Here is an 8,615-nt window from a genome sequence, read left to right on the forward strand (position 1 = left end):
TTTACTTTTTTTTTTAACGTTGTATATTGAATTATTTTTTAGTATTGAAAACATGAATTTTTTTGCTTTAAGCATCTTTTTGTTAATGGTTGCTTGGCTCCTCCCTTACCATCGCTCGCCTTGGCCGACTTTTGGCTCAGAAATACTGACGTTTATTGCAGCATCATTTCTATTACTAGGCTTAACAAAATCTAAAGTAAAAATTTCAAAACCACAGCTTTATTTATTGCCATTTCTAAGTATTCCTCTTATTCAATTTATTTTCGGACAGAACATCTATTTCAGCAATGCTTTATTTAGTTTTGCGTATATTCTGTTCTTTGTATTGATGGTCATTGGTGGATATCAACTTTGCCTTGAGCAGAAAAATAGAGAACAAGTATTTAAAATTACCTGTTTAACATTTGTTTCAGTCGGAGTTATCTCAGCTATATTTGCTGTACTACAGTGGTTGGATATGCATACCTTCTTTTCAGGTATTATTTATTCATTTAACGGCAATCGCCCGTATGCGAATTTAGCTCAGCCGAATAATTTAGCGACATTACTCATTCTAAGTTTATTAAGTAGTATTTATCTATTTGAAAAGAAAATAATTTCTAGTTTTTTTCTTGTGCCAATGTCTTTAATCACACTGTTTGGTGTGGTGTTAGCACAATCTCGAACAAGTATTATCGTTTGCGCTTTTATTGTGATCTATTGGTTAATCAAACAAGTCAAAAAACAGAATCGATTTTCTCATATCCATCTCGCATTATGGGTTGGCTTATTTATATTACTTTCATCCAATTTAGCATCTCTTAATCAATGGCTTTTTGCTGTTACAGATACTCAAACTGCTGTTCAAGGCTCAGCAATAGTGGCAAAAGGTGCAGGTGATATTCGTCTAGATATGTGGCAACAAATGATAGCTGCAATTCTGCATCAACCATGGTGGGGGTATGGATGGAATCAAACAGGCTTAGCACAATACTATATTACCGATACCTTCCAAGTTTCACTTTGGTATAAAAGTGCACACAACATGATTCTAGACTTATTGGTCTGGAATGGCTTGATTCTAGGTGGGCTTATTCTTCTGTACTTTACAGCTTGGCTACTTTGGCTCAATAAAGGGGTGAAGGATAATATCTCGATCATTGCAACATTAATGGTATGTGCAATCCTCATTCATGGCATGTTAGAGTTTCCTTTGCATTATGCTTATTTTCTACTTCCAGCAGGTTTTTTACTGGGCATCATTCAGGCGCAATATACAAATTTGCCTTCATTAAAAGTGAATGGTCGAGTGTTCGCAGTGATTGGTCTTATCACGATTGTTGGGGCTTTAGTTACGACACGAGATTATTTTTTATATAAAGAGCAAAGTGTACTCGCATCAAAGACTGAAGCTTTAACAGTAGATCAGCAACACACCATGCAAAAGCAAATTTGGTTGATTACTCAATTTAAAGAGCGTGTGTGGTGGATTGGACTAGATCCTAAAACTGAAATGACAGAACAACAACTTGCTGATATAGAGCGAATGGTTGCAAACTTGGCATCAAAATATGATTTACATAAGTATGCACAAGTGTTGGCTTTTAATGGGAAGGAGCAAGAAGCGAAGTATCAATTATGGATTTTAGAAACATTGCATAAGCAGCATATTGAGTATGATGATTTATTGAAATAAAAAAATCCCCGAAAGGGGATTTTTTTATTTCAATCATTAAATTTGGCTTTGAATATAATTCTCTACACCGACTTGATCGACAAGATCGAGTTGAGTGGTCGCCCAATCTAAATACTCTTCTTCTTTTTCTAAAATCTCTTGTACTAAATCACGTGTAACATAATCGAGTTGTTCTTCTGCTAATTTCACAGCAGTTTGAATCGTTTCAATATTTTCTTTTACTTTCCGAACATCGCATTGCAGCACTTCAATGGCGTGTTGACCAATATAGAGCTTACCCAGATGTTGAAGATTTGGAAGACCTTCTAAAAATAAAATGCGTTCAATAATTTTATCTGCATGCTTCATTTGACGGATAGATTCTTTATATTCCGCTGAACCGAGTTGTTCGATGCCCCAATCATTAAACATACGTGAATGTAAGAAATATTGGTTGATGGCTGTAAGATGGTGGTAAAGCACCTGATTTAACTGATGAATAACGTCACGGCTGCCTTTCATGATCTTAGCTCCAAACTCAAAATTCAGCCTATCATAGAAGGCTATCGATAGAGATTATCTTAACCCAACTTGCTAAAGCCTGACGAGTAATTTATTGAACAGCAAATGAAAATCGCAATCAAATACACTTTTGCAAAAAATAACCCCGCTGAGTCAAAGCGGGGGGAGAAATTGGAAATCTGAATTATAGTTATAGAATGAGTTGTTATTATTTTTTAGCACATGTAAGGTTAAGCGGCGATTGAAATTCTGGCAGCTATTTCAGCAAGTTCTTCATTAATAATACTGCGTGCTTCAGGAACACAGCGTCCACAACAAGTGCCTAGGTCAAGCAAGTCACGAATTTCACGATAAGATTCAGCGCCATTTGCCATAGCATCTTTAATATCTTGATCTGTAATTCCACGACATAAACAAACGTACATTTCTGCTCAACCACAAGGATAAATGCGATAGTTGATATTATTGATAATTATTATCGTTTGTCAATGAAATTCATTTAAAAATGCTGTTTAATTCATCGATTTTCTAGATAAAAAAATACCACCTCATAGGTGGTATTTTTTAAGATATTGAAATTATTTAGAAATAATCACAACACCATCCATTTCAACCAGTGCGCCTTTAGGTAAACTTGCAACGCCTAATGCTGCACGCGCTGGATACGGCTGAGCGAAATATTCACCCATAATTTGGTTTACCAATTGAAAGTGAGATAAATCAGTGAGGAAAATATTCAGTTTGGCAATATCAGCTAAAGAACCACCAGCAGCTTCACAAACTGCTTTTAGATTATCAAATACACGACGAATTTGAGCTTCAATGCCCTCAACCAATTCCATGCTATATGGATCTAATCCAATTTGTCCTGAAAGATAAAGTGTATCGCCGACAAGAATGGCTTGAGAGTAAGTACCAATTGCAGCAGGTGCATTTTCAGTATGAATGACTTGGCGGGACATCTATTTCTCCATTATTCAAATCTAGCTTCATCATAAAGGATGAACACTATAGGTGAAAGCTCTAATCTGTATTTGTTTAGCAAGCTTGTGAGACTTCTTCAACCGCAAGAGGAGCTGACATGCGTGAAATACGCGGAAAACCAAATTGCATGCGGAGTTCACGAATGATTTGCGCAATTTGCTGACGACTATGAACAACAATACTCAGATAGGTTTTTGAATCGTATTTTCGAACGGACTCGATTCCTATTTTTGATTTACGGCAGATATAAATCAGTTCTGAAATTTGCTCATCACTTAATAATAGATCGATACACAAGTAAGCATTGAAGTTGATTTCTGATTCACCTTCATCTTTCCAGTGCAACGGCATAATATTTTCAGGGTGTAACTGTTGTTCGTGTAGAAGGTTCTTACAGCGAGCACGGTGAACAATAAGACCGCGGCGAGATAAATGTCCCTGAATAGGATCGCCTAGCACTGCATTACAACAATGGGCATATTTTACATCTACACCATCAGTACCTAAGATCAGGCGACTTGATGCTTGATCTTGATGATGATCTTGAGCAAAGAGATGGTTCGCCACAAGTTGTGGGAGCAAATCACCTACAGCAATTTGTTCAAAAAGTTGATTCTTGGTTGGAATATGGCGCCATTGTAATAGTTCAGTCCAATTTTGATCGGTTAAATCATGAATAGAGGTATTAAATAACTTTAATGCACGATTTAAGGCTTGTTGACCGACGAGGCGCTGTTCATCAATATCTTGGTCTCGCAAAATATTTTGAATAGAGCGTCTCGCTTTTTGAGTGTTGATAAAGCTCAGCCAATCAGGGTTGGGTGAAGCGAGAACATCTGTAATCACCTCAATGACTTGACCACTGGAGAGTGGTGTAGAAAGCGGTTTGATTTCACCATCAATTTTACAGCCTACTGCATGGTTACCTAAGAACAAGCTTGCAGAGTAAGCGAAATCTACTGCTGTCGCTCCTTGTGGTAACTCATGTAAGTGACCTTGAGGAGTATAGACCCATATTTTTTCTTGATGTAGATAATCCAATAGATCATTAAACGTGGTCTTTGCACAGTCGCCACCGACTAAGGTATGCAAATTCTGCATAGATGCCTGAATGGCAGATCGGCATGTTTGAGGAGCATTTTCACCTAATACCACACCAAATCGCGCAGCCTTACGCATAAGTTCAGTTTGAATGGTGAGCGAAAGCGTGGTTTTCTCGCCTTTCAAACGAAGCATCAAGGATTGATTGCCACCAGGAAGAGGGCGGCGGATATGATCTTGGTAATTTAAAACTTGGAAATTATCTTTTAACAACTCAACTAAACGATCGCAATCGGCAATGGTCTGGAGTACGATTTCAAACGCATGACTATGTGTGAGTTCTTGAAGGTTAATTTCGTTTTTAACAAAGTGGCGTAATAATTCAATGTTATTGTTTTTCTTTTTAATCCGCCCAGGAATATTGGAGTTTTCCAAGAGATCGCTCAAATGCTTTTCCCAAATGGCTTGGTACTTACAGCGTTGCGGTTTGGTTTGCGCCAAAGCATCTTGTACATCATTGAACATATCTAAATCAAGATTTTGATAGCAGAGGTGTTCAAGATTGTCAGCCATTTCATTCATGCCGACCAAACGCGCCATTGGCACAAATATATCAAAAGTTTCTTGTGCAATACGGGCACGTTTATCCGGTCTTAAAGCTTCCAAAGTCGTCATATTGTGGTAACGATCTGAAAGTTTAATGATGATCACACGAGGATCTTGTAATGTGGCTTGTAGGATTTTTCGGAATGAGGCTGCTTTATTATATTCTTTGTCACTAGAGTGGCTTAATTTCGTAACACCATCGACCAGCTCAGCCACTGTTTTGCCAAATTTTTCAGTAATGTCTTCTTTGCTAAAGTCGGTATCTTCAATGACATCGTGCAGTAGTGCTGCCATCAACGTTTCTGGGTCTAGGCGCATATGCGCCAGAATACAACTTACGGCTATCGGATGCAGAATATAGGGTTCACCGCTTTTGCGTGTAATACCATCATGCGCCATGTCAGCATAATCGCAGGCCACAAGTACTCTGTCGACGTCCTTTTCAGATAAATACGCGTCGATGATGACTTTTAGCTGTTGCTTAGCTTGGCTGACCAATGGGCCTGGCATACTACACCTTTGAATCCGTGGAAGAGAGTAAAAAGTAAAAGACTTTACTAAAAATTCATATTGCTACAATGCTCTATTTTTAAATAGAGAATAGATCTAATTTTTTTAACAAATTTTTTCAATTTTGTCGAATCATTCTCTAAAAAAATTCAATAAAAAAGCCTAGTCATTGGACTAGGCTCTTTTAAATGCAGGTCTTAAGCTTATTGGAAAGAAAAACCATCTAAGTTTAAGTTATTTGCAGAAAGTGCTAAATCTAAGCTAGACGTTTGATAATCTTGCTCACGTTGTTTCAAGATATCTTTAGTGACATGACCTTCAGCGATTTCACGTAAAGCAACCACTGTTGGTTTGTCATTGTCCCATTCTACAGTTGGTTCGATACCTTGACGAGCAAGTTGACGCGCGCGTTTGCTTGCCACTAGTACAAGCTCAAAGCGGTTGTCCACATGGTCTAAACAATCTTCAACGGTTACGCGTGCCATAAGAGTTCTCGTATGTATGAAATTTTTTAACAGACTGCGCAGTATAAAATGCTTTGTCTATAGACTCAAGTTTAATCACGAATTCGGTGTGATTAATTTTTGAATTAAATCTTTATGTCGGTGAGCCTGTTGTGATAATGAAAGACGGTTCGCATTAATGACAGACTCAAGATCATGTAAAGCTTTATTAAAATCATCATTCAAGATGATGTAATCGAAGTTTACGTACTGTTGCATATCTTCTACCGCACAACTTAAGCGATGTTCAATCACTTCAACAGAATCTGTACCGCGGTTTGATAGGCGTTGTCGAAGATCAAATTGTGTAGGTGGAAGAATGAAAATTTGTTTTGATTCAGGAAAAAGTTTGCGAACCTGTTCTGCACCTTGCCAATCAATTTCAAGTAAAACATCATGACCTTTTGCAAGTTGTTCTTTTACAGTCGCTTGTGAAGTGCCGTAGTAGTTACCGAAAACTTCCGCGTATTCGATGAAACCACCTTGATTGACTTGCTCAATGAAAGATTCTTTGCTGGTAAAGTGATAATGCACACCATCTAATTCACCAGGACGTTGACCTCGAGTAGTGTGTGAAACAGAAACGTGTAAATTGCTTACGCGCTCAAGTAGGGCTTTAACTAATGATGTTTTGCCAGTTCCAGAAGCAGCTGAAACGACAAACAAGAGACCCGACATGATATTTTTCCTGATATGATAAAATATCTTCTCTATTTTAGAGCAGAGTGCTTTTAAACTAAATAGCAATTCGCATTTGTTTTAAAAAATATTCTGATTCATTGACCAAATTTTAGCGATCGTTTGAGGGTCTTATGGAAATTGTTTTAGCTAATCCACGTGGTTTCTGTGCTGGTGTAGACCGCGCTATTGCGATCGTTAATCGTGCACTTGAAAGCTTTAATCCTCCCATTTACGTTCGTCATGAAGTGGTACATAACAAATTTGTTGTGGACGATTTACGCCAACGTGGTGCAATTTTTGTAGATGAATTAGATGAAGTTCCTGATGACAATATCGTGATTTTTAGTGCACATGGTGTATCAAAAGCTGTGCAGCAAGAAGCTGAGCGCCGTGGACTAAAAGTATTTGATGCCACGTGTCCTCTCGTGACAAAAGTGCATATCGAAGTCACAAAATATGCGCGTGAAGGGATTGAAGCCATTCTGATTGGTCATGAAGGGCATCCTGAAGTTGAAGGCACCATGGGTCAATATGATCTGAAAAATGGTGGTGCAATTTATCTGGTTGAAGATGAAGATGATGTTGCTGCTTTACAGGTGAATAATCCTAATAAGTTAGCATTTGTCACTCAAACGACACTTTCAATTGATGATACTGCAAAAGTCATTGATGCTTTACGTGCTAAATTCCCAGCCATCCAAGGGCCACGTAAAGATGATATCTGTTATGCAACTCAAAACCGTCAAGATGCGGTCCGTGATTTAGCGACTCAATGTGATGTCGTTTTAGTGGTTGGTTCTCCAAACTCTTCGAACTCTAATCGTCTTCGCGAATTGGCAGAGCGAATGGGTAAGCATGCTTATCTCGTGGATAATGCGGATGAGCTGAAAAAAGAATGGTTTGCTGAAACCACTAAAATTGGTGTTACCGCAGGTGCTTCAGCACCTGAAATTTTGATTAAACAAGTGATTCAGCGTCTACAAGATTGGGGCGCTACGTCACCACAGGAATTAAATGGGCGAGAGGAGAATATAACCTTTAGCTTGCCTAAAGAATTGAGAATTCAAGTTACTCAAGCTTAATAATGAATTATCAATGACATACAGGATAAGTGAACAGATTTTAAAAGTGTGATCTTATCCTCATTTTCATACCATTTATCATAACTATGTTGGCTTTATAATTATAAAATATTACTTTTGTAACATTAATAAATAAATACAAAAGTTTGAATATGAAAGACTTACAACGGGGCTTTACCATTATTGAGCTGTTGATTACCACAATTGTGCTATCAATCACAGCAACCATGGCTATTCCATCTTTTAAAAATATTGTTGCGCAATATCGCCTAAATTCAGATGTGCGTGAATTATCAAACGTGCTGATGATGGCGCGTAATCAAGCAACATTGTTAAGAAAAGATGTGACTGTAGATCTTCAGTCGAATCAATCAGATAGCAGTACAATCTTTCATTGGACACCAAAAGCGCAAAATAAATTGACTTCATCACAAGAAAAAGTCACATTCTGGATGGATGGGGGAATTTCTGACTTTACATCTGACATAAATTTTTCTATTTGTAATAAGGTGTTAGGTGTTTCTAAAACGATAGCAATTACAAGAATGGGAACACAATATTTAAAAGCAGAGGGGACATGCTAATGCGTGCTGCGCAACAGGGGGTAGGAATGATTGAAATTCTAGTTGCCTTATTGGTTTTGGCCATTGGTGTATTGGGGTTTTCATTTTTACAAATGCGCGCAATTGATGCTTCACATGAAGCAATGTCTAAATTACAAGCCATGAATTTAGCACGTGACTTATCTGAGAAGATACGTGCGAACTCAAATGCTTATACTCAGTATCAAGCCAGAATAAATGCAGAAACACAAACAACTACAGCCAAATCATGTGTGCAAAAAGGAACGACGAATCCATGTGTTCAAGCAGCCGATTTTGCCCATTATGATGCTGCCCAGATAATAAAAAATGCCAATGGTCTTGGTATGAGTATCAAAAGGCTTTGTTGCACAAACCTAGCATCAAAAGCTTATTCAGCAATATAATTTCAAAATGAATAAGCCTGCCTCTAAAATCTACCGTACAACCA

Annotated in this window: 10 protein-coding genes; 4 read left to right on the plus strand and 6 right to left on the minus strand. The window is 37.8% G+C overall.

The window, feature by feature from the left end:
- Nucleotides 1–52: 52 nt before the first annotated feature.
- Nucleotides 53–1,675: a PglL family O-oligosaccharyltransferase gene (locus tag AC1M9D_RS08435; protein WP_481611931.1), complete on the plus strand. Its 1,623-nt coding sequence runs from the start codon at nt 53–55 to the stop codon at nt 1,673–1,675.
- A 36-nt stretch (nt 1,676–1,711) separates the two neighbouring features.
- On the opposite strand, the gene bfr is transcribed toward AC1M9D_RS08435, so the two are convergent.
- The 6 genes from bfr to gmk all read right to left on the minus strand — a co-directional run bounded on the left by bfr (nt 1,712) and on the right by gmk (nt 6,498).
- Nucleotides 1,712–2,176: a heteropolymeric bacterioferritin subunit Bfr gene (bfr, locus tag AC1M9D_RS08440; protein ID WP_481611932.1), complete on the minus strand. Its 465-nt coding sequence runs from the start codon at nt 2,174–2,176 to the stop codon at nt 1,712–1,714.
- Between the two features lie 230 nt (nt 2,177–2,406).
- Nucleotides 2,407–2,601 (minus strand): bacterioferritin-associated ferredoxin, encoded by a 195-nt coding sequence (locus AC1M9D_RS08445; protein WP_035264349.1) that lies wholly within the window; start codon nt 2,599–2,601, stop codon nt 2,407–2,409.
- A 153-nt stretch (nt 2,602–2,754) separates the two neighbouring features.
- On the minus strand, nt 2,755–3,138 hold the full coding sequence (locus AC1M9D_RS08450; protein WP_035264336.1) for a RidA family protein: 384 nt from the start codon (nt 3,136–3,138) through the stop codon (nt 2,755–2,757).
- Between the two features lie 76 nt (nt 3,139–3,214).
- Complete coding sequence (locus AC1M9D_RS08455) at nt 3,215–5,317, minus strand: RelA/SpoT family protein (protein WP_481590097.1); 2,103 nt, start codon at nt 5,315–5,317, stop codon at nt 3,215–3,217.
- A gap of 203 nt (nt 5,318–5,520) precedes the next feature.
- Complete coding sequence (gene rpoZ, locus AC1M9D_RS08460) at nt 5,521–5,802, minus strand: DNA-directed RNA polymerase subunit omega (protein ID WP_035264331.1); 282 nt, start codon at nt 5,800–5,802, stop codon at nt 5,521–5,523.
- Nucleotides 5,803–5,877: 75 nt separating this feature from the next.
- The gene (gene gmk / locus AC1M9D_RS08465) at nt 5,878–6,498 is read right to left on the minus strand and encodes a guanylate kinase (RefSeq protein WP_035264330.1); all 621 of its coding nucleotides are present in this window, start codon (nt 6,496–6,498) and stop codon (nt 5,878–5,880) included.
- Between the two features lie 134 nt (nt 6,499–6,632).
- Between gmk and ispH the strand changes: the two genes are divergently transcribed.
- The 3 genes from ispH to pilV all read left to right on the plus strand — a co-directional run bounded on the left by ispH (nt 6,633) and on the right by pilV (nt 8,571).
- Entirely contained in the window at nt 6,633–7,583 is a 951-nt protein-coding gene (ispH, locus tag AC1M9D_RS08470) for a 4-hydroxy-3-methylbut-2-enyl diphosphate reductase (protein WP_092766665.1), read from the plus strand.
- A 152-nt stretch (nt 7,584–7,735) separates the two neighbouring features.
- A complete protein-coding gene (locus tag AC1M9D_RS08475; RefSeq protein ID WP_481611933.1) occupies nt 7,736–8,167 on the plus strand; it encodes a pilus assembly FimT family protein in 432 nt (143 codons plus the stop codon).
- The gene (gene pilV, locus AC1M9D_RS08480; RefSeq protein ID WP_481611934.1) at nt 8,167–8,571 is read left to right on the plus strand and encodes a type IV pilus modification protein PilV; all 405 of its coding nucleotides are present in this window, start codon (nt 8,167–8,169) and stop codon (nt 8,569–8,571) included. The genes AC1M9D_RS08475 and pilV overlap by 1 nt, the downstream gene beginning before the upstream one ends.
- Nucleotides 8,572–8,615: the final 44 nt, after the last annotated feature.

Source organism: Acinetobacter sp. ANC_7682 (genome assembly GCF_056779795.1).